The organism is Methanosarcina sp. Kolksee, from assembly GCF_000969945.1.
GTDB classification, from domain to species: domain Archaea; phylum Halobacteriota; class Methanosarcinia; order Methanosarcinales; family Methanosarcinaceae; genus Methanosarcina; species Methanosarcina vacuolata.
On record NZ_CP009524.1, the window covers coordinates 3062564 to 3087810 of the forward strand.

17 protein-coding genes are annotated in these 25247 nt (G+C 37.5%); 9 read left to right on the forward strand and 8 right to left on the reverse strand.

Going from position 1 to position 25247, the window contains the following annotated elements; genetic code table 11:
- The first annotated feature begins 363 nt into the window (after positions 1–363).
- Positions 364–651, forward strand: a complete 288-nt coding sequence (locus MSKOL_RS12655; RefSeq protein ID WP_229396880.1) for a hypothetical protein — start codon at positions 364–366, stop codon at positions 649–651.
- 300 nt (positions 652–951) lie between these two features.
- Here MSKOL_RS12655 and MSKOL_RS12660 read toward each other — a convergent pair whose 3' ends face one another.
- Positions 952–2010: an acyltransferase gene (locus MSKOL_RS12660; protein ID WP_048156769.1), complete on the reverse strand. Its 1059-nt coding sequence runs from the start codon at positions 2008–2010 to the stop codon at positions 952–954.
- A 673-nt stretch (positions 2011–2683) separates the two neighbouring features.
- On the opposite strand from MSKOL_RS12660, the gene MSKOL_RS12665 reads away from it, so the two are divergent.
- Together MSKOL_RS12665 and MSKOL_RS12675 are read left to right on the forward strand one after the other, a co-directional pair.
- A complete protein-coding gene (locus tag MSKOL_RS12665) occupies positions 2684–3292 on the forward strand; it encodes a nitroreductase (RefSeq protein ID WP_048156773.1) in 609 nt (202 codons plus the stop codon).
- A 3258-nt stretch (positions 3293–6550) separates the two neighbouring features.
- Positions 6551–7540 carry a transposase gene (locus tag MSKOL_RS12675; RefSeq protein ID WP_052725393.1) on the forward strand — a complete coding sequence of 330 codons (990 nt, stop codon included), beginning with the start codon at positions 6551–6553 and terminating at the stop codon, positions 7538–7540.
- A gap of 549 nt (positions 7541–8089) precedes the next feature.
- On the opposite strand, the gene MSKOL_RS12680 is transcribed toward MSKOL_RS12675, so the two are convergent.
- The 5 genes from MSKOL_RS12680 to MSKOL_RS12700 all read right to left on the reverse strand — a co-directional run bounded on the left by MSKOL_RS12680 (position 8090) and on the right by MSKOL_RS12700 (position 15718).
- Entirely contained in the window at positions 8090–9253 is a 1164-nt protein-coding gene (locus MSKOL_RS12680) for an SIR2 family protein (protein ID WP_048156777.1), read from the reverse strand.
- Positions 9254–9700: 447 nt separating this feature from the next.
- Positions 9701–10327 (reverse strand): sarcinarray family MAST domain-containing protein, encoded by a 627-nt coding sequence (locus MSKOL_RS12685; RefSeq protein ID WP_048156779.1) that lies wholly within the window; start codon positions 10325–10327, stop codon positions 9701–9703.
- Entirely contained in the window at positions 10324–10683 is a 360-nt protein-coding gene (locus MSKOL_RS20765; protein ID WP_048156781.1) for a hypothetical protein, read from the reverse strand. Before MSKOL_RS20765 ends, MSKOL_RS12685 begins: the two co-directional genes overlap by 4 nt.
- 209 nt (positions 10684–10892) lie before the next feature.
- On the reverse strand, positions 10893–11525 hold the full coding sequence (locus MSKOL_RS12695) for a sarcinarray family MAST domain-containing protein (protein WP_048156782.1): 633 nt from the start codon (positions 11523–11525) through the stop codon (positions 10893–10895).
- Positions 11522–15718, reverse strand: coding sequence for a hypothetical protein (locus tag MSKOL_RS12700; RefSeq protein ID WP_082091132.1), 4197 nt, complete (start codon positions 15716–15718; stop codon positions 11522–11524). Before MSKOL_RS12700 ends, MSKOL_RS12695 begins: the two co-directional genes overlap by 4 nt.
- Positions 15719–16665: 947 nt before the next feature.
- On the opposite strand from MSKOL_RS12700, the gene MSKOL_RS12705 reads away from it, so the two are divergent.
- From MSKOL_RS12705 to MSKOL_RS20335, 3 genes are all read left to right on the forward strand, one after another.
- A complete protein-coding gene (locus tag MSKOL_RS12705; protein WP_048156788.1) occupies positions 16666–17640 on the forward strand; it encodes a DUF2278 family protein in 975 nt (324 codons plus the stop codon).
- 290 nt (positions 17641–17930) lie between these two features.
- Entirely contained in the window at positions 17931–18530 is a 600-nt protein-coding gene (locus MSKOL_RS12710; RefSeq protein WP_048156790.1) for a class I SAM-dependent methyltransferase, read from the forward strand.
- A 555-nt stretch (positions 18531–19085) separates the two neighbouring features.
- A complete protein-coding gene (locus MSKOL_RS20335) occupies positions 19086–19262 on the forward strand; it encodes a hypothetical protein (RefSeq protein ID WP_156151086.1) in 177 nt (58 codons plus the stop codon).
- Between the two features lie 492 nt (positions 19263–19754).
- Here the strand turns inward: MSKOL_RS20335 and MSKOL_RS12715 are convergent, their stop codons facing one another.
- Positions 19755–20033 (reverse strand): DUF5661 family protein, encoded by a 279-nt coding sequence (locus MSKOL_RS12715; RefSeq protein ID WP_231592227.1) that lies wholly within the window; start codon positions 20031–20033, stop codon positions 19755–19757.
- Between the two features lie 189 nt (positions 20034–20222).
- On the opposite strand from MSKOL_RS12715, the gene MSKOL_RS12720 reads away from it, so the two are divergent.
- From MSKOL_RS12720 to MSKOL_RS19410, 3 genes are all read left to right on the forward strand, one after another.
- The gene (locus tag MSKOL_RS12720; RefSeq protein WP_048124010.1) at positions 20223–20696 is read left to right on the forward strand and encodes a nucleoside deaminase; all 474 of its coding nucleotides are present in this window, start codon (positions 20223–20225) and stop codon (positions 20694–20696) included.
- Positions 20697–21066: 370 nt separating this feature from the next.
- Entirely contained in the window at positions 21067–23481 is a 2415-nt protein-coding gene (ppsA, locus tag MSKOL_RS12725; protein ID WP_048156793.1) for a phosphoenolpyruvate synthase, read from the forward strand.
- A gap of 615 nt (positions 23482–24096) precedes the next feature.
- On the forward strand, positions 24097–24261 hold the full coding sequence (locus tag MSKOL_RS19410) for a zinc finger domain-containing protein (protein WP_082091133.1): 165 nt from the start codon (positions 24097–24099) through the stop codon (positions 24259–24261).
- Positions 24262–24518: 257 nt separating this feature from the next.
- Here the strand turns inward: MSKOL_RS19410 and MSKOL_RS12735 are convergent, their stop codons facing one another.
- Positions 24519–25169: a MarC family protein gene (locus tag MSKOL_RS12735; RefSeq protein ID WP_229396843.1), complete on the reverse strand. Its 651-nt coding sequence runs from the start codon at positions 25167–25169 to the stop codon at positions 24519–24521.
- Positions 25170–25247: the final 78 nt, after the last annotated feature.

Consider the following 25247-nt stretch of genomic DNA (forward strand, 5'->3'; position numbering starts at 1 on the left):
GGTACAGGGACGCAGGGGCAGAAATCTTTTTTGTCGGTCGGATTTTCACTTTTCCGGTCATCCTATCAGACTATGATTATTTCCTTTATGTGTCCTTAGCTGAATCACGCCCGTTCCTTATTTAACGCTGTAAATTCCAGTTGCAACTTCTTAACTTTATCATACACTCCGAAGAACGAATAAAAGTGCATAAATTAAAATAGTAACAGAAAGTAAGGGTTTGTGACTCTTATGGATTCAACGCATGAAATATATCTCATAGCTGGAGGTCTATCTTTTCTTATACTCCTCCTACTGCTTTTGAATTTATATAAAAGCAGGCTTATTTCATATTCACTCAGGCTTTGCAGCTGGATCTGCGGGATGGCGATAAGTTCGGACAGTCCCTGGGTTAAGATGCTTGTGCTTCATCTTGTGTTTTTCATTCGACTTCTCATGTATCTTGCTATTGTTTCTCTCGAGCAGGTCGATAAGCTAACTGCCAGAGGACTTTTGAAGCAGTATATCTCAGGTACCAGAATTGTCCTTTCTGAATATACACTCTCTTTCCTTCACTCTTCAAAAGCGATTGAAAGGCATATTCACAGCCTTGAAGCTGAACCCATAAACCGAAAAAATCGATATTTGAGAAAGAATTCTTTAAGAAAATAATCTCTAAGAAAACAAGCTCTTTAAGAAGATAATCTCTTTAAATCAGTTTTCATCTGTATTCGGTTCAGAAATCTATTAACCATAACATGACTACTTCAATTATCTATTCATTAGGGTTTTCTAAAGGTGTTTTACGTGAAGGAGAATGTCAAACAGATAACCCATTTACTCTTAATGCTCATGTTCTGGAAAGAGTGAATAAGTGGGAAGCTCTGGTTTCAAGGTCAAAAGTAAAAGTGTGTATGTTTTTACTGTAAAATGTAAAAGTGTAAACAATTAAACAAAATATACCATCAGAGGTTATGGAACAATCTTTTTAAGTAAAGGTACTTTTTGTAAAATCAACACAATAATAAATGATAAAACAACCAGCAAAAACGTCACCAACGGAATTGATACGATTGGGCTTAATACCTTTACCGATAACAAACGTATCCCTGACACTCCGTGTACTATAAAATGTAATAGCATTGGATGGACAAGGTATATTCCCATAGTTGCTCTACCAATTGCGTTTATTAATTTTCCAGATGCCGACCCTATACCTACTGAAAAGCGACTGAATATCGCCTTTATCAATATAAACAGACATGGGGAATAAGTTACTGATGTTATGGCAAACAAAACATGAACCGAACCGTAAAAATTTTCACTCCTACCAGTAAGATAATAGGTCCCAATGATCGTAACTACTATTGAAACTATAACCAGAAGACTGGATAAGTATACTATTTTCTTAGTTATCCTGGTTTTTTTAATTACATAGCCTATGAAAAAAAAACCAAAATCCCAGGTTGCAGCCACTAAGGGTATTCCATTTCTGTATCCGAGTAATCCTAATAAGCTACTTATGGGCACAAAGAAAAGCCACAATACCAAGTAATAACGTACATCATAAGCACTTGCATGCACCAGGATTCTTCGTAGCAAAGGAGTAATGAGATATAATCCGATGATTACATAGAGGAAGTATAAATGAAAATATATTTTGTTAGCAAATAATTGCTGCACAAAATTAGCAGTGAATAAGCTAAGCACATTATAATTATTCTTGAATACCCAATATATCATTGACCATGCCACTAGAGGTATAACGACCTTGCTAAATCGTTTTGAAAAGAATATTTTGTCATCTTCTTGCTTATCCAGCAACAAATAACCGCTTAAGATGAGGAAAATGGGCACTGGAAACCGTATGAATCCGTTATATATGTTTGATGCCCACCAATCTGTAAGTGGGATTTTATTCCAGTAAAAAATAAACGAATCTTCTACGTGAATAGCTACGACGGCAATTATTGCAATAATTCGAATTATATCAATCCAAAGAAGCCGATTGTTTTTAGTAATATTATCCAACTTGTTACCTCTAAAAATTCAAGCCATTTTTATTAATATCCTCTAAAATTTTCTATTACATACGGCCTCAAAACTCGATCCACTTCTACAATTAGATAATTAACTTGACATTGTTGACTTTAAAATCAGACCGGAAGTTACTCTAAAGTTCAGTTATATATCTGCCTTAAAGCAGGATGAATTATCTCAATTGCAGAATTGACTATAGTTTTGAGACAGCTTGATTAGTGAAATTTTGTTAACTTAATTTCAGTACTTGTTTTTACAAATCTGACCTACAACGTACGTTAAGACATAGTTAAGTTAAACTGAAAATCCGGTGTGCTTTAAATCTTAAACTATATAAAATGAGAGTGTTTTATCCTGAATTTATTTCGTTTTTTGATTTCGTTTTTTGATTTCTTTTATTACGTAAATATCGTATCCAGATGACCTAATATTTTAATTTAACTTCAATATTTGTTTCTTTTACATAATCGTTCCAAAATACCAAATGAACTGGAGTTTACTCAGCGTTTAACCTTTTACATCGCTTGTTGTTGTATTGTATATTGAACTTCCAAATGGTTTTGAACTTGCGAAATCATTTCAGGATACAACATCGATAAACGTTGTTTTTAATCTGAGATAGCAATTAAATAGATTCGCTCTTTATTCTGTTAATGGTGAGTTCTTGACCGACAATAGCATAACTACCGGAGAAAATATTTCAAATGCAGTGCTAGACAATATTTACCAGCGTCGATCTGTGCGCAATTTTTCTGATAAAGAGGTTTCCGACGAAATAATCAAAGAAATTATAAGAGCGGGAACATATGCCCCCACAGCCGTGAATAAGCAGCCATGGCGGTTTGTGGTCATAAAAAATAAGCAGCTCATCGAGGAATATGATGACCGTGCTAAGAAAGCTTTCCTTGCTGCATACAAAGATACCGAAAACCCAGAGCTGGCAAAATTTGTGCAATTTTTATCGAAACCGGCAACTCGAATCTTCTATGAAGCGCCTGTTCTCATTTTATTGTTTGCGTCTCCCGATGTTATCAATGAGCATGACTGTTCTCTAGCCGCTGAGAATATGATGCTTGCAGCTCAATCTTTAGGAATCGGCAGTTGCTGGATAGGTCTGGCTGAAGGCCTGGGCTACGATATGGAATTCCTGAAGGAGGTAGGAGTGCCAGAGGGTCATAAGCTTATCGCGCCGCTGATCTTCGGATACCCGGCAAAGCAGAACCTTAAAGCACCTGCTCGTAATGCTGATGTCATATTAAAATGGATAAATTAACCCTCCGAAATAAGGGCATAATATAAATTTCCCACTGTTCGGGTTTACAATCTATTTAGAGCCTATCCACAGTGTTTTTATTCACTTATCTTTTTTGAAGAATATGAAAAGAGGGTTGATAGCCGGTGACGATGAGAACCGTTTTTTGGAACGGGGGTGGTGGTGTATATACTTGGGTTGGTTAATACAGTTATGAGAATATGTTCCCGTTCCTAGATATAATAAGTAGTAGCATCTACTTAAATAATACTGAGAAAAATAATAGCACTGATACAATAATTGTGTGAATTTTACTAATTAATGAATTGGAATCACCTATCTGTGGCTCAAAGTGTAAATGGAGTTAGGTGGCTAGAAGAAGCAAAAAATACTCGTAATCTGGATGACGAACAGATTTTTAACCTGCTCTTCGATGTTTGCAGAAATTCAGATGCTCACTACGAAAGCGCCATTGTATTAGTGCCAAAGTGCTTAAGTTTTTTACCGAGTATACTTATAGTGACTTTACTGGTTCTACAAACTTATTCTAAAATTCTACTCAAAAAACAAGATATAAGTAAGCGGGGAAGAGAAACCCCGCCAACGGGTTTGTGAGGGGCAGGGAAAGAATAAGACCTGCCCCTTATGATTACAGACCAAACCTAGGAAATAGGTCTGCATAGGAATATCAGTGTTAAAAATATTTAAATGTTTTCGTGGTGTTTATTTTAGATTCTCAATGTCTGTGAAGATCACAGAACCTCAGCAATTCCAGTCATTTACCACGTCAGCAAGCATAAATACAATAACATCTTCAAATTTCTTTGAAATAAGAATGAAGCTGAGATCACTGAACTGTAATAACTTATTACGCAATTGTTGATTTGCTATTTTGATCTTGTGAGCTGCAGACGAGAGCAATCTGCAGCTCATAAGGAGATCTGTCTGGAAGTACAAGTGAATCGATTGAGAAAGAGGTCACTCCGAGACGAAGCTTTTTTGTTGAAAATAAGAGTTGTATGGATCCTGGGTATTTTTTGAATCGAATCACTTTGTACCTCCAAAATATAAATAAACCAAATTTATTATATAGTTTTTGGATATATTCTATATATTTTGAGTTTTGCTATTGAGAAATATAATAGCATTGTTGTATCCTGAAATAATTTCGCAGACTCAAAACTGTTTAAAAGTTAGTACACGATACAACATCAAGCGACGCAAAAAATTAGTCATCGAGTAAATTCCAACTCCGTTTTAGGAATGAAAAGTGATCATGTAAAATGAAGCAAATTAAAAGTTGAATTAAAAAGTAAGCCACCTGTGTACGATACATAACTATAATTATAGAAAATTAAAAAAGTGAAATTATATTGAGATAAAACGAAAACACAGTTGTTTTGAAAGAATTACTGTATTTTAGGCAACTATGCTTATCACTCACCAACGACGCCTGTAAGAAAAACAGTTTAAAAAGATTAGAGAATGCCTGGAAGACTTTTTGTTCCTGTTACCTATCCCCCGAAAAGTAACCCAAAAAACATTCCCTTAATATATTCTTTGAATTAGAACATCTTCCAAGCAATTTTCTACTCACATACCATCCCAGTCATTTCTCCTTTGTGTTGACCCATTCGTTTTGTCTTAGTGGTCTATCCACTCGTTTTTATCCGTTCGTTTGGGTTTTGTTCTCTTATTCTTGTGAGGTTGGATCTGCTCTCTGATTCTCATGGAGTTACAAGCTATAATTATTCCCAAACTTATTTAAAATAAATTATATGAAAAATTGGTTCCAAGCAAATAATATTCCCGCATAAAATGTTTTTTTAGCAAACAACATTTGAATATCAGTTATTATTTTTAGATTCTGCATCTTTTTCTTCACCGCAAAACACAAAACTTGTCTTGTTTACTTATACGCGAGTTTTTTATCAAAAACTACGTCTAAGCGATAAGAAGGAAATCTCTGAATATGAAATTATAGGCTTTATAGAGAAAACTGAAAGTAGGGACGGAAAAAATGTGCAAAGACGTTTTTCGAAGAAAAAGGTTTTTTGAGGGATAAGTTCCTTCCTGCTCAGTTGTTACGAATGATAATGAAACAAAATTGTACGAAGAAACATTCACGAAATAGAAGAAGTGGCCAAGTGATCAAGCAGATATTGGGTGGCTTCAGCTTGGGATGTGATCATCCTTGCAACCTCGACCCGACAGTTCCCACATAGTTCCCTGCGGGCCACTGGACCTCAGGTAAAAAAGCCAATTTAACCTGAGCGCATCAATTCAGACAACATCTGCCTAGGGAGGTATAATTACTTCCCATCCTGCAACATCTTTGTTATAATTCTGCAACATCTTTGTTATAATCTGCTAGAAGGCAGGACAGAGCCTTCGCAAAAAAGGTATCAACGTATTACTTTTTTTAGATATTATATGTACGATAATATCCAGCAGTTTAAACAGAATAAAAAACACAAACCAGATCATGAAAGCGATAATTAAAAGTGCCAAAATATAATATTCATGCGACCACCCTTTTTATGCATTCTTACACATGTAAAAACTCCTCAGTATAAAATTATAGTTTTCAGACGTTAAATATATAGTTTAAATCCTAAACTATATATGTGTGTCATTTTATTTAAAATTTTATTCATGCGTCTTCGGTTAAGTGAGGAATCGTGACAAATTGTGTCAATTTCCTCAATATGTATCAAATATTTTAATAAATTATGAGCTGGAACAGGGTATCGATTTCATGTAAAGAGACAAAAACTTAAGGCAGGCTTCTAATGCAAAATCGATAGTTTTCGGGCAAGAAAATTCCTTAACCGATGACCAATGTAATAGAATTAGGTGGTCAGAAGAAGCAAAAGGCACTCGTAGTCTGGAGAAAAAACATATTTTTGATATGCTCGTCGATGTTTGCGGAAATCAAAGGATCATGACGAGAGCAATATTGTATTAGTGTCAAATTACTTATATTTTATATTGAGCTTGTTTATAATTATTTTACTGGCTCTACAAACTTATTCTAAAATTCTACTCAAAAAACAAGATGTAAGTCGGCGGGAAAGAACAACTCCGTCAACGGGTTTGTGAGGAGCAGATAAAGAATAAGACCTGCTCCTTATGATTACAGACCAAACCTAGGAAATAGGTCTGCATATGAATATAAGTACTAAAAATATTTAGGACTTACGCAGTTGAAATGCCGAAAGCTTCATATCATTAAAAATATAATTATGGTTTAGTATCCCTCTAAAAACATACGGAGTTATGGACATAAATCCACCTAAGTGTACCGACATTTACTACATTAATTTTCTCATAGCTGCTTCTAACGTTTTTAGTTGTACTGAAGCTGCTAGATGTTATCCAAACGTAGCTGCTCCTTCTCATGATGCTTTTACTCGTTGCCTTCAAAGACAACCTCCAGACACGGAAGCACTATGGGAGGAAGTAAAAAGTTATGTCAAGCTTAAGGAAGGATACCTAATTGTTGATGATTCAACGTTGGATAAACCATACGCAGAAGAAATGGCTTTTGTTCGTCGTATGTGGAGTGGAAAACATCATCGTACTGTAAAGGGAATAGGTCTGGTTACCTTAGTTTGGACTAACGGTACAACCGTTATACCTATCGATTTTCGAATTTATAACATCGATGTAGACGACAAAACAAAGAATGACCATTTCCGTGATATGCTTGACAAAGCCGAAGAACGTGGTTTTAATCCCAAATTCGTTTTATTTGATACATGGTATGCAAGTGTGAAAAACCTTAAAGCCATCAGGAAGAAAGAATGGCATTTACTTACAAGGTTAAAAAGTAATCGTCTGGTAAATCCCGACAATAAAGGAAATGTGCCACTTGAAACAGTAGATATTCCACCAAAAGGACGTGTGGTTCACCTCAAAGCATATGGATTTGTAAAGGTGTTTAGGATAGTTTCAAAAGATGGAGACACGCAACACTGGGTTACAGATGTGCAGGAGATGGATGAAGCAGAACGTGAAGACTTGGCAAAGAAGTCATGGAAAATTGAGGAATATCATAGAGGGATAAAGCAATTTTGTGGTGTGGAGAAATGTCAGGCAAGAAAGGAAGAGTCACAAAGAGCACATATAATGTTCTCATTAAGAGCTTTTCTCAGACTGGAATTACAAAGAATCAAAAGTGGAATATCCTGGTTTGAAAGTGCTATGAAAATTAGAAGAGTCGCAGTGACAGCATATTTAAATAATCCACTATACACATTAAATTAATTCAGATATTTGTAAGTTTGGAAAAAACGATATGCTAGGAGCCAACTGCGTAACTCCTAATATTTAAGCGTTTTACGGTGTTTATTTTAGATCATCAATGTCTGTGCAGATCACAGAAGAAAAATTCCAAAAACCCTATTTAAGGTGGTAGAAACTATTTGAACTGCCGTCATATGTTTATTTTAACATAAATCGGACGTTTATTGGAAATACAGAAAAACATGGAAGTTTCCCAATAACTTATTGAAAAAGTTACTATGTTGGAAATGCTCAAACTTTCTCAATGACTGTATAAGACAGAAATATTTGAATGTCTTAATAAAAAGAAAAGGAAAAACTCATTTTATATTTTATGATATATGTAATAAAATTTATAGAATTGCCCTCACATCGAGTCTCTTTTGAATTCTGGAGAATAGGACGAGTAATTTTATACCATTTATTTAGGCTCTTCGTTGTTTTGTATGGATATCGTCGTAATGTCCTCATAAAAACCAATACGATCTTGAATTGAAAATCATCTTATCCATAGGAAATGGCGAAGAGTCTTTATTTATCATCGTCTAAGAAAACGCTTTTAAAGTACTCCTTTATTGGTTTATCGAGAATATCATTTCCTGTAAAAATCTCTGTATAAGGGAAGTAACCTGAAATTCCTTTATAGATAGTAACCAAATTTTCATGTTCTTCTAGCGTAATAGAATTTTCGCTATCTTTTGTTATTTTATCTTTCAATTTTTCAATTGATCCTGGTGAAAGAATGTATATTTTTAGTCCATGATTTGTTATGGAATCCGAGATTACATGATTGATATGATCATCGCCGAAGCCATAACCTATTATAAGCAATCGATGTTGATCTTGGGAGAGCACTTTTTTAAAGATTTCGAAATAAAGGCTTAAGAGAGGTTCTTTATTGATTTGATTGATTTTATTTTTTCCAATAACCATTGCTTTATTGCCGTCAATACCTTGCCAGTTATATGAACCATGAAGCTTTATTAGGAAAAAATTTTCGTTTGACAAAATATTATTGCTATATAATTTATCTTCGCTTGGTAACTTAACTAAATCAGAACCATTTTCTTCCTTAATTCCTGGGATACAAATTTTTTGGTAATCCATTTCAGTACAAATTTTTGGGTAACATTTTTCAAAAAATAAATCTTGATTGAGAGTAAATATGAAAGAGCTTTTACCTGAGGACACCTTTAACTTATCTCCATTGGCAAAACAGTATGCATTTCCATCAGCTGTCAAATAATCATAAACTTGCTGGAAAAGAGATATAAATTGAGAAACACCTGTAAGTATCTCTTTTTGTCGCGTTTCGTCTTTTTTGGAGTTTTCCGTATATTCCATAAATTGGCTGAAAACGTGATCAATGTACCCATATGCAAAGTTTGTAGCTTCCCTGATAGCATCTTTTTCATCATCTTTGAATTCGATAAATGAGTATTTTTCGCCAAATAGTCCCGTTTTGTCTTCAAAACCTTCTAATACAGAATTGTAAACGTCTTCATAGTCAAAGTTATTTAGCATAAATTCTCTAATTCGTGGTTTTGACTGAATTTCCTTATGATTAAATATTAAATACCACATTTCATTTGCTAACGGAGCTCCAAAATTTTTACTAAAACCGGCACCTAGTAATAGAATTCTTTCATCAATTTTATCTAATTGGACATATTCAAGTTTTAATGGAGTACTCATAAAGAATATTATGACTCAAAAGATGATATAAGCTACTTATTATATAAATATAATAAGTATGTTATTATTCATAAGTACTCAATTTTTTATACACAAAGTTTAGAAAACAAATATAACTAAGCAAAAACACTTAGAGGCAGATTATGAATGAACTTATTCATTATTCAAAAATAGACTAAATTTGTACCGAAGTTAAGGTCAGTCTGTAACATGGCTAACAAGCTTGAACTGGACAATCTTACCATTTTCGTGTAAGAAAACTATTAATTCTAATTATGGCTTTGAAAAACAAAATCTGTTTAAATATTACCCATTTTTGGGAAGTAAATATTAATCATCACACAAAACAGCTAAGAACCACCTTGTTTACTATAACTACGCAGATCCCATTTGCAACTCCTATCTTAATGTCGGTATCCACTCTATTCGGAATAGCTTCAAGTTCATTTACTGTCGAGAGAATCTGAAGAATACAAGCACAAGTGCCGAAATTGCAGTTACTAAATTGAAAGCTGGTACAGATGCTGATGAAGGTGAATTTTCTGAAGCTGGCTTTTTTGAAGTGGGTTGATTTTCGGACTCAGATTGCTCAGAAGTAGGAGTTCCGCCTTCGTAGTATTCGTTGGAGACATGAGGGTACGCAACTGTAAATTCTCCTTTTACAGCAGGCTCATCTTCTCCCTCTTCGTGTACCTGGTACCAGAAGTTTAGGGGCATAGACCAATCTGCCGATTCTTTGGTAGGTTTTAAAACCCACTCAAAAGTATATATTCCCGGGTCTAAGGATTCAAAGTGTTTCTTTTCAGCAAATTTAGAAGGGCCTTCAATTACCTCATAAGGAGATTCAGATCCAATACTGTCAACTTCAATAAATAATCTTGATGTTTGATTTAGTGTCATAACTATTTTTACCTTAAAAGGTTCACCAATTTTCAGAATAGGTTTTGCTATTTCGTCTCCAGGCAGTATTTTATCATTATAATATACATCAATTGAGCCGTAGGGAGAAGATGCAGAAACAATGTCAACAAGAGACAGTAAAAGCAACCCTAAAATCAGAACTCCAGCTTTCATTTGCTTCCTCCTAATCTTGATAAAAGATATTCGTATCCTATTGATTCTTCAGTACTTTTTCCCAGTTTATCCCCAACACCCTTTGGGCCTAGTCCTACTATTGTAGCCGCGTATCCACTAAACTTAAAAGTTATAGGCGTGTTTTCACCAATGTATTTATTATTAAGAACGACTGCATCGTCTTCTCTCACATATTTCTGACCTTTGTGACCAAAATAAGGTTCAGGAATCGCTTCATTGTCGTTATCAATGACCGTAAAAATTTCATATTCTCCTTTCACTTCATAAGTCCACACATTAACCGTAAAAATCCAGTGCGGCGGTAATACCGGCAGCCCACATGGAACAGCTGCCATCGTCCGATCAAGTTTTTTTGAAATTTTGTCTCCGATTTCACCGGAATATCTATCAGCAGTTTCATTTGCCAGATTTTTCAGCTCGCTATCAATTTTTCCAAAACCGGCATCAATAACTTCGCCTTTGTTTACTGTAAATGCGCAGATCCCATCTGCAACTCCGATTTTGATGTCGGTAACTCCTCTATATAGAATAGCTTCAAGTTCATTTACTGTCGAGATAATCTGAGGAATACAAGCACAAGTGCCGAAATTGCAGTTACTAAATTGAAAGCTGGTACAGATGCTGATGAAGGTGAATTTTCTGAAGCTGGCTTTTTTGAAGTGGGTTGATTTTCGGTTTCAGTTTGCTCAGAAGTAAGAGTTTTGCCTTTGTAGTGTTCGTTGGATATTGTGCAGTAAGCAACTGTAAAACCGCTATTGATAAGAGGTTCAGATTCTCCATGAGCAAGAATTGTATAATATATATCTAGAGGTAATGATCCACCTCCCCACTTTTCAGTAGGTTCAACAGTCCATTCGTATTCGTTAGAAGAATTTGCTTCTAATATGTCCGGTTTTGAGTATTCTTCTATTCTTGATGTTGGACCTTTTATAATTTTGAAAGAATCTTTTTCCATGCACGATAAAGAGACATAAACATCACTTTTTTGATATACTGTCAGATTAATTTTTACTTTAAATGGCTCTTCAATATTTAAAGTGGGCTTAGCCGTTTCCTTTCCAGGTAAAAGTTTGTCATTATAATATACATCCATTGAGCCATATTGAGATTCTGCAAGAGTGGTGCTTGGAATAAGTAACAAAAATATAACCAAAGAACATACCCATCTCATTTTCATCCCATTCTTCCTCCTAATTCATTCAGAAGGTTTTCATAATCTTCTGATTTTTCATCCGATCCTCCATTTTTATCTCCAACACCTTTTGGTCCTGAGCCTACTATTGTCGTTGCGTAACCGCTAAAGTGGAAAGTAATCATTTCATTAGTTCCTAGACTCAAGGCAATCCCATTTTTGTCTTTTTTAAAAGGGTGAAATATTGGTGTTTTTTCTCTAATGTACTTCTGTCCTTTATGCCCGAAATAAGGTTTAGGAATCGCTTCATTATCGTTATCAATAACAGTAAATACCTGATATTTACCCACAATTTCATAAGTCCACACATTAACCGTAAAAATCCAGTGTGGCGGCAATACCGGCAACCCACATGGGACAGCTACCATAGTCCGATCAAGTTTTTTCGAGATTTTGTCTCCAATTTCACCGGAATATCTATCAGCAGTTTCATTTACCAGATTTTTCAGCTCGCTATCAATTTTTCCAAAACCGGCGTCGATAACTTCACCTTTGTTTACTGTAACTGCGCAGATCCCATTTGCAACTCCGATTTTGATGTCGGTATCCACTCTGTTCAGAATAGCTTCAAGTTCATCAGGTTCAACAGGCGGGTTTGAATCTCGAATTTCCGTTTTCATTATAAAAGCAAGTTCAACTGCCAGTTCATCCGTTGTAGATTTTTCGAGAATATCATTGTCCGAAAGCCTGTTAAGGTAAGTTGTCGTGACTTCCCTGATTCGACTATCCTCTATGCAATCGGAAATAACAGGGTTTGAACTAACCTCTTGAACTACATTTTCAAGAATTTGAGACCTCATTTCCTGCGCATACATGTGTTTCAGGTTATAAACTTCCGTGTCAAGACGAGTTGTATCCAGCGAAATATTCTGCTCGCTGAGGTTCTGTTCAAGAAGAAAAACTTCTGTGTTCAGGTTGGAAATACTCTGGCTGATCTGCTGTGCCATTTCAGTTTTTACGTACTCATCGCTTGAGGCAATAATATCTCCAATTTCCTCGGAAATGCCGGTTGTGAAAACGCAGGTATTCCGGACACCCAGGGGGTAAATCGTTTTTCCGCTCATGGTGTCAGTCCATTCATATTCCTTCCTAAGGTCAAAATCAGGGTCATGGTATAGATAGTTCGGTCTCTGGTCAACGATCAGAGTCAGATTTTCTGTCCAGTTGTATTTGCTTTCCGGCTGGCCGGTGACGGTCATTGTCGAGATTATACCCATGTTCTTTCCCAGAACCGAAGCTGCCTTCTCGATTGCAGGATTATTAAAAAGGGTCATAGGGCCTGAGGTCACGCTGTCAAGCAGACCGGTATCAAGGCCTTTTTTCTCAAGGGCTTTGAGGATATAGGAGTTGAGGTCAGAATCCAGTTTACGGTTTTTCTGGCCGATATCTTCAAGCAGCTTGCTGTACGCTTCACTTTTTGCAATGTACCTGGCCGAGTCACTTGAAGCGTACATTGTTCCTGACGGCGTTAGGTACTGTTCTTTATTTACGTAAGCGTCCCGGTCTTTTTCCAGTTTCATAACAAGTTTTTCCGCAGTTTCTACCTGAAGGGCTGTTGGGTCCTGGCCGGGAGAATCAAGAAGAGAATAATTGAAGGATGGATTGTCCTTTTCCACCGAATCCAGCATTGAAAGTACTTCTTCTGCCATAATTCGGTGTAACCATGATGGGATATCGCAATTAACAGCATGTTTGGTTAAATATTTTCCATCAGGATAAGCCCAGAACATGCTTTCTATTTCTCTTAAATCCAGATATGCATCTCTGTATTTGTCGGCAGCATCGGAACAGCATGGGTCAAACCTTTCGGTTTTAGTTGTACCGTTGTCTCTGCTGTTGTCTATGCTATTTTCTATGCTATTTTCTATGTCGTTATTGCCTGTATTGTTCAAATAGAGAGTAGTTTCCCGGTATTCCCGCTCGATAGGGTCAGAATAAGTCAACAAACCGGAATAGCCACCCGCTGGAGGGCATTTGTGGTAGATTATTGTTAGGTTTTCAGCTTCGGTTTCGGCATGAGAAAGGGATACGATATTGATTTTGCTTGCAGTTTGGGAATCCGAGCCACTTGACGTATCAGAATGCGTCACAGTTGTGTAGTTTCCATCAGGCAACTGTTCCCTGGTTTTCCATCTGTAGGTATAATCGTAAGCATAGTCTATTTTCCAATTTGTCCTTATTTTGTAGGATATATCGTACCTTATTCTCCAGTCAAAAACGTAATATTCCCTATCCAGGTAGCCTTCGCTTCGGTTTTCGACCATAAGAGTATCGTTACTTACGTAGGAGAAATGAGGTTCAATCTTCACATCGGTTATATCAACCGAGTTCAGGCTGACAGATGCCGATGTGACCGACCAGCTGGTTACATCTCCTTCAGGAGGGTCAATTGAAGGGTTTAAGGATTCGGAGTAAGAAACTTGGATTGGATAATTCCAGGAATAAGACGGCACAAGAGACCCCCTGTGCGTTCCGGATGCATAATATCTCGAATACCACCTGACGGTTTGCCCGCTGAACGAAACTGATTCCGGGTCAAAATTTGCAGTGATTAGAGAGCTCATCGGGTCTGGAGAATCAAAGCCATCTCTCAGGACCTGTCCCTGGACTGATGCGGTATAAACGCTGTCCGTGACCGAATGGATGAGGTCAGGATTTTTCTCTGTCCACACATGGTCGTTGAAGACCCAGCCGTCAAGAACCCCATCAGTATAATCGGATGCTGAAAGTTCGATTTTTGAACTTTTGGAGAGGTCTTCAAAAGAAGTGTTTGTCGCTTTAAGGGATTCATCTATACTTTTTTCAATATCCAGAGAGAAGGATTTATTCTGGGCAAGAGAATCGTAGGTCGTTGTCAGGTTTACACCTTTATCCATTTCGTAAGCCGAAACTGAGTTGTTAAGACTGGTAGAGTTCAAGCTGGAGTTCAAGCTTAAACCTGTATTCTCTCTTCTGGAATTGGAAATGTCTTCGTAGAGGACTTTTCCATTATAGTAGCTTGTGTAGGTAAGAGCCAGAGGGTCAACCGAATCAAAAATTCTCTTCTGGGTATAAAGTGTAGCCCCATTGATTGAACTTGAAAGTGCAGGATTGGTCAGGATATTCAGAGGGCCGTTTGCATAATGCTGCCAGGGGCCATAGATAAAAGTCCTCAGGTTTGTTGCTCCCAGCACTAAATTTGATGTCGAGTCAAGCCTCGAAGAGTTTCCAAGCTCGGTTTCGTACTCCCGGACAAGTTCTTCGAGAAGAGGTTCCCTTGACGTGATCAGTGTGGAAAGCTTCATACTACTATTGAAACTTTCTCCGGATTCAAGGTTAACAAGAGTATAGTTCAGGGCAGGAATTTCAAAAACATAATAAATAGTGTAATTTTTGTCAGTAGGTGAGATTTCACGCTGCAGAGTTCCGGTTACTTTTCTTATTCTTATCTGTTCGGGTTCTATATCAGGTTCCACATTAATTGCATATTCCCTGAAAGTGTGGCTGTTTCCCTGGTAGTTTATAGAAAGCAGCGTGTTAAAAGCGTCTGCTGTGATATCTTTTACAGGGCTTACTTCAATCACGAACCAGTCAGAAGCTTTGAGTTCATCCCCGTAATAAAGTTCAATTGAGGCATATCCCGAGGTTGCAGAATCCGGAATTTTTACGGCTTCCTCAAGTGAGACCTTCTGGAAAAAGCCGGTTGCCTGGCCGTAGTTCACATTCTTGATTTCGCGGCCTGAAGAGTCATTGACAATCAGCAGAATATCCCGGTTTTTCCAGAGGGATTCGATCTTGCCCCAGATATCTGAAGGCAGATTTATAGAAATCTGAAGTGTGTCCTCTCTTTCGAGGTTCTGGTTTTTTGGGATTACCATAAAACCGTCTTCCGAAAGCCTGCTAACGGCATCGCCTTCAGGCAGGATTACAGGGTGCTCTCCCTGCCATTCAAGGGCTTCCATTCCTGCATAATTGAGGCAGCGAGCAAGGTCGAACGAGGCGAGGTTGATGGCATCCTGCCTGGGATCACTATTCTCGGTCGTATAAATGGTTTCAGCTACTTTGCTATCTATTTTTAAAAGATATGTTGAAGTAAAGGTTGCAGCAAGCAAAATGAAAATTCCAATCACAGCATAGGGTATATAGGCACTGCTATCTTCAATGAAAGATGAAAAATCGTTAGAGAACTTCCCGACCATCAACCCCATCTCCAAAAACAGGAATGTAAAAATAAATCAACTAATAAGCCAACCAAATATAAAAAATATTAAAGAGTTTACACAATAAATACTTTACTTCTAAGAGGAAAACACTTTTTCAAGAACAATAAATTAGGCATAACTAAATATGGAAATATACGTAGGAATAAGTTAAAAATATCATAATGAATAAGTAAAAAATAAGTAACTATTCAGCCTACATAAAACAGAATCAATAGCCATCTTTGTTAAAATTAAATAGACAAATTTCTGCAAATTGATTTTATGGAACTGTTGGCAACTGACTGCGTTTCGTCCTCTTCTATAGGTTATTTCTTTGATTTCTTACTTTTACTAGAATCAATATCAATAGACATGTTTTGATAGGCTGAATAGTTACAAAAATAAAATTAATTTTGAAAAAACCAAAAGATTTCCAGGATGTTTTCAAGAAGATCAGGGCAAAATCGTAAAGAGATTTATTTTCAGGAAGTTGCCAGATAATTGTCATGCTATTATAATTATTTTCATATGTATTTAGATAAATGTGTATTTAGATAAATTACTAAGATTTTCTGTCTTGCAGAGTTGATATATAGCTGGATAACCAATGATGTATTTTGGATACTTTTTTAAAAATCGATCTGGAATATAATAAATTTAAAATAATTATATAATATCAGTTAAAGATTTTTATATTGACAACCTATTCTCATTAATTTAATTATTAGTTTAACAACTACTGCAAGGACCTGACATATTAAGTAGATTCATTCTTGCTTTCCTAGGTTTTGATTGCCAATAGTCGAATGCTAGCGGAGCCAGTTCTAATTTTGGGCGATTCAGAAGAATAAAAAGGCGTTCAAATCTAGCAAAGCATCTGAACTTCAGTAAATTATCAAAGTTCCGGGATGTGCGGGTCTTCAATAGCTTGGAGAGTAGATATTATGCCTTTAAACGGATATGGTGTACTCAAAGGAAAGGCCATAGATACGAGGAATGGCCAGGGATCAAGCCCTCATTTTCAGGTGAAAGTAAGTAATGATGACCTCTTCAGGATAGCCATTAATGTCAAATCCCAGGTTGAGCCTTCAACTGTGCTCTACTATGCAGATGAAGATTTCAGCCATCCTATCCTGAAAGACCTTGTGAATCTACCCTTTGGTTTTAAGGAACTGGAGAGCAAGCCTGATGGAATGGCGCTGGACTTCATTCGAGGCAACCTCTTTGATGCCATGCAGATGAAACTGCTGCCTCCAGACCTTCCTGGGCCTGATAACGACCTCAATGAGCTTTTCCATAAATATGTACAGAAAGCAATTTCCATGGAGAACAGCGAAATCTATGCCTTTGGCCAGCGATGGGGGCCAGAGGAGGATAAGCGTGATAAATACTTCGGTTTCAAGCCTGGAAATGGTATACACGATATACATATGAACCAGGGAAATAGCTCTGACTGGATGAACGACGATGGAGTATGGCAGGATGGTGGCATAATATTTCACTATCCGGACGAAAACCGATGGGTAGCCGTCTTCCTTGCTTTTCAGTCCCAGTCCTTCCACACTGAAGATGCCACAGGTCACGCAATCCCGGAGATTGTCGAAAAGAGTGTGTCTATAGTTGCTGCCCTGGTGAACCCGGGAGCAGGATTTGAAAGTAGTGTAACCATCCTTAATGCCACACCTGAGCCTATTACGCTTGCCGGATGGAAACTGGTTGACAGGAAGAAGAAGAAGACAGGCCTGACAGGAACCATAGACCCAGGCTCCACCCTGCGATTTCCGATCACACAAGGATATTTCAAACTGCCCAAAACCGGAGGCATTATAACCCTTCTGGATGACAAGGGCCTGAAGGTGGACGGAGTTAGCTATACAGAGGAGGATGCCACCAGAGAAGGATGGACTATAATTTTCTAAGTCCATTCCATTAACTTTTTTGTGTCGTTAAGGTTTTACGCTTAGGTTTTATGCTTAGGTTTTACGCTTGGGTTTTACTCTTAGGTTTTATGCTTAGGTTTTACGCTTGGGTTTTACTCTTAGGTTTTATGCTTAGGTTTTACGTTTAGGTTTTATGCTTCATATTATAGGGAAAAATTTTGAGATTTATCAAATTATTTTATCTACATTTGAACATCTTCCCTTCTTATTGATAATTTTCCTTGCATATCCCAAAAAAGCTAATCATGAGAAACGCGTAAATTTGCTTAATGTCCATTGTTTCAAAGTATAACCGAATTGCACCCATATACGAACTGATAGATTTGCCTCTGGAATATTTCTTTTTCCGTGAATGGAGAAAAGAAGCTCTTTCAAGCCTGAGCGGAAAAATTCTGGAAATCGGGGTGGGAACCGGAAGAAACCTGGAATTCTATCCGGTAGGCTGTAGGGTAATAGGTATCGACAAAAGCGAAGGCATGCTCCAGAGAGCCCAGGAAAAAGCCGAGGGAAGGAAAAACATTACCCTTTATCCTATGGATGCCGAACATCTTGAATTCCCTGATAACAGTTTCGATTATGTGGTCACAACTTTTGTTCTATGTACAATTCCTGATCCAGTGAAAGCTCTTAAAGAAATGAAACGAGTCCTGAAACCATCAGGGGAATATATAGCTCTTGAGCATGTGCACAGTGACTATCCTTTTGTTGACTTTATAGAACATTTGATTAATCCGGTTCTGTTTTTCTTGCTTGGGGATCATGCAACCCGGCATACGGTGAAGAATATCGAAAAAGCCGGCTTTACAATTAAGGAAGAGAAAAAACTGGCTTTTAAGGACGTTTTCAGGAAGATTCGGGCAAAACCTTAAATTTTTTACTAACGATTCTGTTTATAGATAAACAAAATTTTAAAATTAATAGATAATTATTTTAAAAATAAGAAATATTATGTAGAAATATGTAAAAAGATTAAAACAAAAAACGGAGACTGATAAAAGTAATTTAATAAGAATAATTATCGGATCTGGAATATTTGGCTCCATTTCGACAATAAAAATGTCCTTTATTATTATTTTTTGTAGTTTCAGTTAAAAATCAGTGTCATAAGGACTAAATATTTACTTCTATATATTATTTGTCTCTTTTAATATATATTAACAATATTATAACCAACCTTTAGTAATTTTTAATTTAAATTTAATTCAAAAAGTTCTGAAAAAACGATATCAATAGAAAGGAAGGACCGAAGAATGGATACTCATGAAAGAGCATAGGCTGAAGTTAAGGGCAGAATCAAAAGAAGTCGATAGATATCAAAGCTGGGCTGCAGTTAGAGAAGAATTGAAGTGAGAGGTAAAAATAGTATAGAGAGGGATTTTCCTCTCACTTCTTTTTGCTTCTTATATACGGAACCGGAATAAGGAATGGCGAACCTCATTTCCGTTTCCCTTGAAACCCCTTCTGAACTAAAGCTGGAGGAATGGCAAAAAACCTCAATAGCTTCTTCACTCAGGCGGGGTTTCGTATTTGTGGAGGGCAGGGTTGAGGAATGGCGAACCTCTTATACCTTGCTCTGCATTTTCGCTAAATGCTACTCATGAACCCCATTCAATATTAGCATTTAGAACTGCATGATATAGAATATCAATCACATATAAAACATAAGTGGAAATGATTTTTCTTTTTCTTTGATGTAATAAAGAACACTCAAAATTTTCAAGCGGCTTATCTCCTAACTGGGCTAAAATTGTTTAAACAAGCCATAATTTGTTAAGCCATTACACAACATAACCACAAAGAATTTATAGGAGAACTTTGAAAATTATTTAGCTAAATTCTACCGCTTGTTCAAACTAATTTTTACTACATCTTTTTCTACTTTCTTTTAAATTTCTTTTATATTTCGTTCTCTGCATGAGCTCATCCAATAACCACTTTTTTTCAGTCGAATACCCCGCTAGCTTGCTGCGGGGTACACCAGTGAAACTTTGATTTCTTTACTAACAGTAATTGTCGAACAGCCTGTAAAGGTCGGGATATTCGTGATCCTCTGCGCTCTCTTATAATAAAAACAAGATTAAGAAACACAGTGTTTACTTATTTTCCCAGAATTTCTCGGCTTCTTCTTCCATTTCTTCCAGTCTATCATAGTAATCTGGAAATTCGTTCAGATGAGCCAGGGCGATTTTCCCCGTCATTATGGGATCGTCGTTAGTAACATTTGTCAAGGGATCCTGAGTTCCATGTTCGAGCTCAACATCCATGCCTCTGCGGAACTGGTCAACATCAAACTCATCCCATTTTATTCCAAGCTGTTCCCCAACTGCTTTTGCCTCTTCAGCAGTAAATTGCTTTTTTGTCAAACTTCTCACTCCAACTGATTATTTAATCTTTGACAATTGTTTAATAATCATTTGATATTATTGAATAGATCTGTACTTAAGGATTTTCCTGTAAAACCAGGCTATGTATTATAGTTACTTCGCAAAGAGGAACTGTACTTTTGATAAAAATCTTGAGAAGAAGTGAATAAGACCATAAAAGAGTATGAGAGAGCAAAAATGCTAGACAACGATTCTTTATTTATGAAAAGGGCAATCGAACTTTCACTTGAGAATGTGAAGAAAGGCGGAGGTCCTTTTGGGGCAGTAATCGTCAGAAAAGGGGAAATCCTTGCAGAGAGCTGCAACATGGTTACTGCACTTAATGATCCTACGGCTCATGCCGAGATAAATGTAATAAGAGAAGCAGCCCGGAAACTTGATACCTTTGATCTCAGTGGCTGTACTATTTACGCTTCCTGTGAGCCGTGCCCAATGTGCCTTGGGGCGATTTACTGGGCCAGAATTGGTAAAGTTGTTTTTGCCAATACGGCATCTGACGCTCAAAAAATTGGCTTTGCAGATTCTCGAATTTATAGTGAGATCTCACGCCCTCCTCAGGAGAGAAATATAGAATTCCGACAGCTCCTAAGAGAAGAGGCCTTGAAGGCTTTTAAGGCGTGGGAAGAGTCCGAAAATAAAATAGAGTACTGAGAAAACCAGAACCAGTACTCAAATTCAAGAATAAAATCAGTAATTTAGATCCGACAGGAAACTATATTTAGTGTAAATTTTTATTAAAAATGTTTTTCTATAAATATTTTTCTAAAGAAAGGATTATTTATTGCTATTTATTTACTAAAATTTAAGCTTCCTGCCTTTATCTGCAGGTAAGCTCTTTACCAGTTTTTACTTAGCGGGATTCTTATTTATATTATTACAGCATAATTATATTGAGGGTTAGACTTAATAAAGAGTCCTCTGCTTATATAGTGGAGAGCTTTCCAAACTCTACATGAAGCTTTAAATGTATTGTCGCATATTTTAGATTACAGCAAATAATTTTAAGGGGATTTTCGGGGAGATGTTTGATAACAAAAGTAAGTACATCCGCTGGTTTGAAGAGACTACGATTGATGATGTCCCAATTGTCGGCGGGAAGAACGCTTCCCTTGGGGAGATGTACAGGGAGCTTACTTCAAAGGGGGTAAAAATCCCAAATGGTTTCTCAGTTACTGCTGAGGCTTACTGGTATGTCCTCAAAGCTGGAGGGATTCTAGAGAAACTTAAAAGCACAATTGAAGGACTCGATACCTCGGATATATCAGAACTTTCAAAAAGGGGAAAAGCTGCAAGGGACCTGATCCTTGGGGCAGGAATTCCGGATGAACTCTGGGAGGAGATCAAGACCGCGTATGACCGCCTATGTGAGCAGTATGGAGAAAATACTGATGTAGCCGTGCGAAGTTCGGCAACGGCTGAAGATTTGCCTACAGCTTCTTTTGCGGGTCAGCAGGAAACTTACCTGAATATTCGGGGGTATCCAGGGCTTAGAGATGCGTGCATACGCTGCTTTGCATCCCTTTTTACTGACAGGGCTATTTCCTACCGCGTGACCAATAAATTTGATCATTTCAAGGTCGCTCTTTCCATAGGAATCATGAAAATGGTCAGGTCGGACCTTGCTTCCAGCGGGGTTATTTTTACTCTGGATACGGAGACCGGCTTCAGAGACGTAGTTTTTATTACAGGGGCATATGGACTTGGAGAAAATATTGTTCAGGGACAGGTCAACCCCGATGAATTTTACGTCTTCAAGCCGACTTTCAGGCAGGGTTTTAAGCCGATTATCAAGAAAAAAGTAGGAAGCAAGGAGATCAAGATGATCTACGGGCGCGGCGATTCAAAAGTGCTCACCAGGAATATAGAGGTTCCTGAAGCTGACAGGCTGCGCTTCTGTCTCAGTGACGAAGAAGTACTCAAACTTTCCGGGTATGCTATTGCTATAGAAGACCATTACTCCGAGAAGTACGGGGAATCGCGACCCATGGACATTGAATGGGCCAAGGACGGCATAACAGGTGAACTTTTCATAGTGCAGGCAAGACCTGAAACGGTTCAGTCCCAGCGGCGTAAAGATATCCTGGAAACCTATGTACTTGAAAAAAGGTCCGAAATCCTTGCAAGAGGCAGGAGCGTAGGCGACAAAATTGCATCCGGAAAAGCCCATGTAATCCCTGATATCTCAGACCTTCCTTCTTTTAAACCTGGAGAAATCCTGATTGCGGATACCACGACTCCGGACTGGGAACCTGTAATGAAAACCGCGGCTGCGATTGTCACGAACAAAGGAGGCAGGACCTGCCATGCAGCGATTGTCAGCCGTGAGCTGGGGATTCCTGCAGTTGTAGGAGCAGGCAATGCAACCGAAGTGCTTGAAACAGGCAGGGAAATTACGGTTAGCTGTGCCGAAGGAGAGAATGGACTTGTGTACGAAGGGATTCTTCCTTTTCATAAAGATACCCTGATCCTGAAAGATATGAAACGCCCGAAAACCGAGATTATGATGAACCTTGGAAACCCGGAAGAGGCTTTTGGCCTTTCCATGATCCCAAACGACGGAATAGGGCTTGCAAGGCTGGAGTTTATCATTACGAGCTATATCAAGGTGCACCCGATGGCTCTTGTGCACCCTGAAAAGGTTAAAGACCTTAAAGTCCTTCGGGAAATCGAGCAGCTTACCCGAGGCTACAGGAGAGAAGATTATTTTGTCGAACAGCTCGCCCAGGGAGTTAGTACCATTGCTGCGGCTTTCTATCCTAAGCCGGTTGTAGTTCGTATGAGTGACTTCAAGACCAATGAGTACGCAAGCCTGCTTGGAGGCAGTTATTTTGAAATGGAGGAAAGCAACCCCATGATAGGGTTCAGGGGAGCTTCCCGCTATTTTGATGAGCGCTACAGGGAAGGATATGCTCTTGAGTGCAGGGCTATGAAAAAGGTCAGGGACGAAATGGGGCTTACAAACCTTATTCTTATGATTCCCTTCTGCAGAACGGTTGAAGAAGCGCGGAAAGTTATTGACGAAATGGAAAAAAACGGGCTCAAAAGGGGAGAAAACGGTCTTCAGGTCTATGTTATGTGCGAGATTCCGAACAATGTTCTGCTTATCGATGAATTCAGTAAATTCTTCGACGGTTTCTCAATAGGTTCAAATGACCTAACCCAGTTGACCCTTGGCGTTGACAGAGACTCCGAACTTCTTGCCGCTGAATTCGATGAGCGGGACCCCGGTGTTATTAAGATTATGGCAATGGCTGTCCAGGGAGCAAAACGGAATGGAAGACATAGCGGGATTTGCGGACAGGCTCCAAGCGATTTTCCTGAAATTGCAGAGTTCCTGGTAAAAGAAAAGATAGATTCCATTTCACTTAATCCCGATTCGGTTATGAAAATCACCCTCAAGGTTCTGGAGACTGAAAAAGAACTGGAAAGGAGCTGAAAAGCCAAAAAATAGCTATTAAGATAATGAAAAACTGAAAAAGAAATTAAAAGATAATGAATAGCTGAAAAAAATCGAAAAGACAGTAAATAGTTAAAAAAGGGGAAACATAGGCTATTCGCCATTCTCTATGGATAAAATGATTTTCAATTAAGACCGCATTGGTTTTTATGAGAAAATTATGAAGATATCCACACAAAACAACAAAGAGCCGGAACATATTTAGAAAAGCTGGAAGAGTTAGGAAGATGATAATAAAAGCTAAAAAAATTAAAAGCTAAAAAGGAATCTTAAAAGCTAAAAAAGATCTTAAAAGCTAAAAAAGATTTTAAAAGCTAAAAAGAGATCTGCAAAGGAACCTGGAATATAAGAAGTGATCTAAAAAACCAGAATGAAATAATTGAAATAAGTATCGGAATAATAGATTGATTTATATCTAATTAATAATTAAAAGGGGAGAAATATTAATGCCTTTTTTAAAATATTGTCCTGAGTGCCATTCTAAACTCGAAGATGATCTCTTCGAGAAATTTCAGTATTGTCCTGTATGTGGGTACTGGACAAGAAAGGAAACTGCAAGACTTGAGCCATTAATAATCATGGAGTGAGACCGAAATGTTTGAATCTTCTGCAAAGTGTGTCCGATGCGGCACACCTCTTAGAAAGCAGGTAATCGGTTCAAATGTATTTTATTACTGTAAAAAATGCGGGTGTACATCCTCGGCTATTTCTGCCAGTACATCATCTCAAAGTGCAATTCAGCCGACAAGTCATTTTTGAAGAGACCTGCATCCAGAAATACATCTCAATAACTCTCAAAACCGAAGATTTAAAACAAAACCAGCTCAGGTCAATTAACCTTGTATGATCAGGCCGGTTTTGTGTTATATTTTTTCATTTTGCTTTCTTTTTATTGAAAAAAGTAAATCCCAATGCAACCAGTACTGACTGTTTTAATAATAGAACTCAGAAAAATGATGTAAAAATAGAATGTAAAAAACGATTCTGGAACTTTGTCCCTTTCCTGAATTACTGTCTTATTTTGTTAAACTAAATATGTTTATTAAACCTGCTGAAGTAAGGTTTACTGCAAGAGCTGCAAGAAGAAGTCCCATGAGCCTTGTAAAGACAAGCATTCCATTGTATCCTATGAATTTGTGGATTCTTCTTGAGAAGAGAAAGATGTACAGGCAGAAAATGAAAGTCAATATGATTGATACGAGGATTATTATTTTTTGCTCAATATTTTCTGTGCTTCCCATCAGGACGATTACCGTACTGATTGCACCTGGACCTGTAAGAAGAGGCAGACCTATAGGAAATACCCAGATATCTTCACGTTCCTGAGACTGCGAAATCTCTTCTTCAGTAATGCTTTCTCTTGAGATTTTGGCATGCATCATATCAAAAGCAATGCTGAAAAGCAGTATCCCACCTGCAACCCTCAATGAATCTACACTAATGCTGAACAATTCAAGTATTATGTTGCCGGTTACTGCAAAAAAAAAGGCAATTAGACAAGCAAGTGTGACTGATTTTTTTGCAATTTGATTTTTTTCGTCACGAGTCATCTTGCTGGTCAGGGAGATGAAAGTTACTACTCCGCTGATTGGACTGATAACAACAAAGACAGATGTGAATGCGTAGATGAAAAACCCGATATTTTCAGTAATTATCTCAGTTATCATCTTTTTACTCCTACCCTTTTAATACTTTATAACTTATACATATAATTTATCTTGTGGGGCATTTACGTGCTTGGTCCG

Coding starts and splice junctions, on each gene's coding strand:
- MSKOL_RS12700 (WP_082091132.1), bottom strand. CDS start 15,718: ATGGTCGGGAAGTTCTCTAACGATTTTTCATCTTTCATTGAAGATAGC.
- MSKOL_RS12735 (WP_229396843.1), bottom strand. CDS start 25,169: ATGATAACTGAGATAATTACTGAAAATATCGGGTTTTTCATCTACGCA.
- MSKOL_RS19410 (WP_082091133.1), top strand. CDS start 24,097: ATGTTTGAATCTTCTGCAAAGTGTGTCCGATGCGGCACACCTCTTAGA.
- MSKOL_RS12695 (WP_048156782.1), bottom strand. CDS start 11,525: ATGAAAATGAGATGGGTATGTTCTTTGGTTATATTTTTGTTACTTATT.
- MSKOL_RS20335 (WP_156151086.1), top strand. CDS start 19,086: ATGGCGAACCTCATTTCCGTTTCCCTTGAAACCCCTTCTGAACTAAAG.
- MSKOL_RS12675 (WP_052725393.1), top strand. CDS start 6,551: ATGGACATAAATCCACCTAAGTGTACCGACATTTACTACATTAATTTT.
- MSKOL_RS12705 (WP_048156788.1), top strand. CDS start 16,666: ATGCCTTTAAACGGATATGGTGTACTCAAAGGAAAGGCCATAGATACG.
- MSKOL_RS12685 (WP_048156779.1), bottom strand. CDS start 10,327: ATGAAAGCTGGAGTTCTGATTTTAGGGTTGCTTTTACTGTCTCTTGTT.
- MSKOL_RS12710 (WP_048156790.1), top strand. CDS start 17,931: ATGTCCATTGTTTCAAAGTATAACCGAATTGCACCCATATACGAACTG.
- MSKOL_RS12655 (WP_229396880.1), top strand. CDS start 364: ATGGCGATAAGTTCGGACAGTCCCTGGGTTAAGATGCTTGTGCTTCAT.
- MSKOL_RS20765 (WP_048156781.1), bottom strand. CDS start 10,683: ATGGCAGCTGTTCCATGTGGGCTGCCGGTATTACCGCCGCACTGGATT.
- ppsA (WP_048156793.1), top strand. CDS start 21,067: ATGTTTGATAACAAAAGTAAGTACATCCGCTGGTTTGAAGAGACTACG.
- MSKOL_RS12720 (WP_048124010.1), top strand. CDS start 20,223: ATGCTAGACAACGATTCTTTATTTATGAAAAGGGCAATCGAACTTTCA.
- MSKOL_RS12680 (WP_048156777.1), bottom strand. CDS start 9,253: ATGAGTACTCCATTAAAACTTGAATATGTCCAATTAGATAAAATTGAT.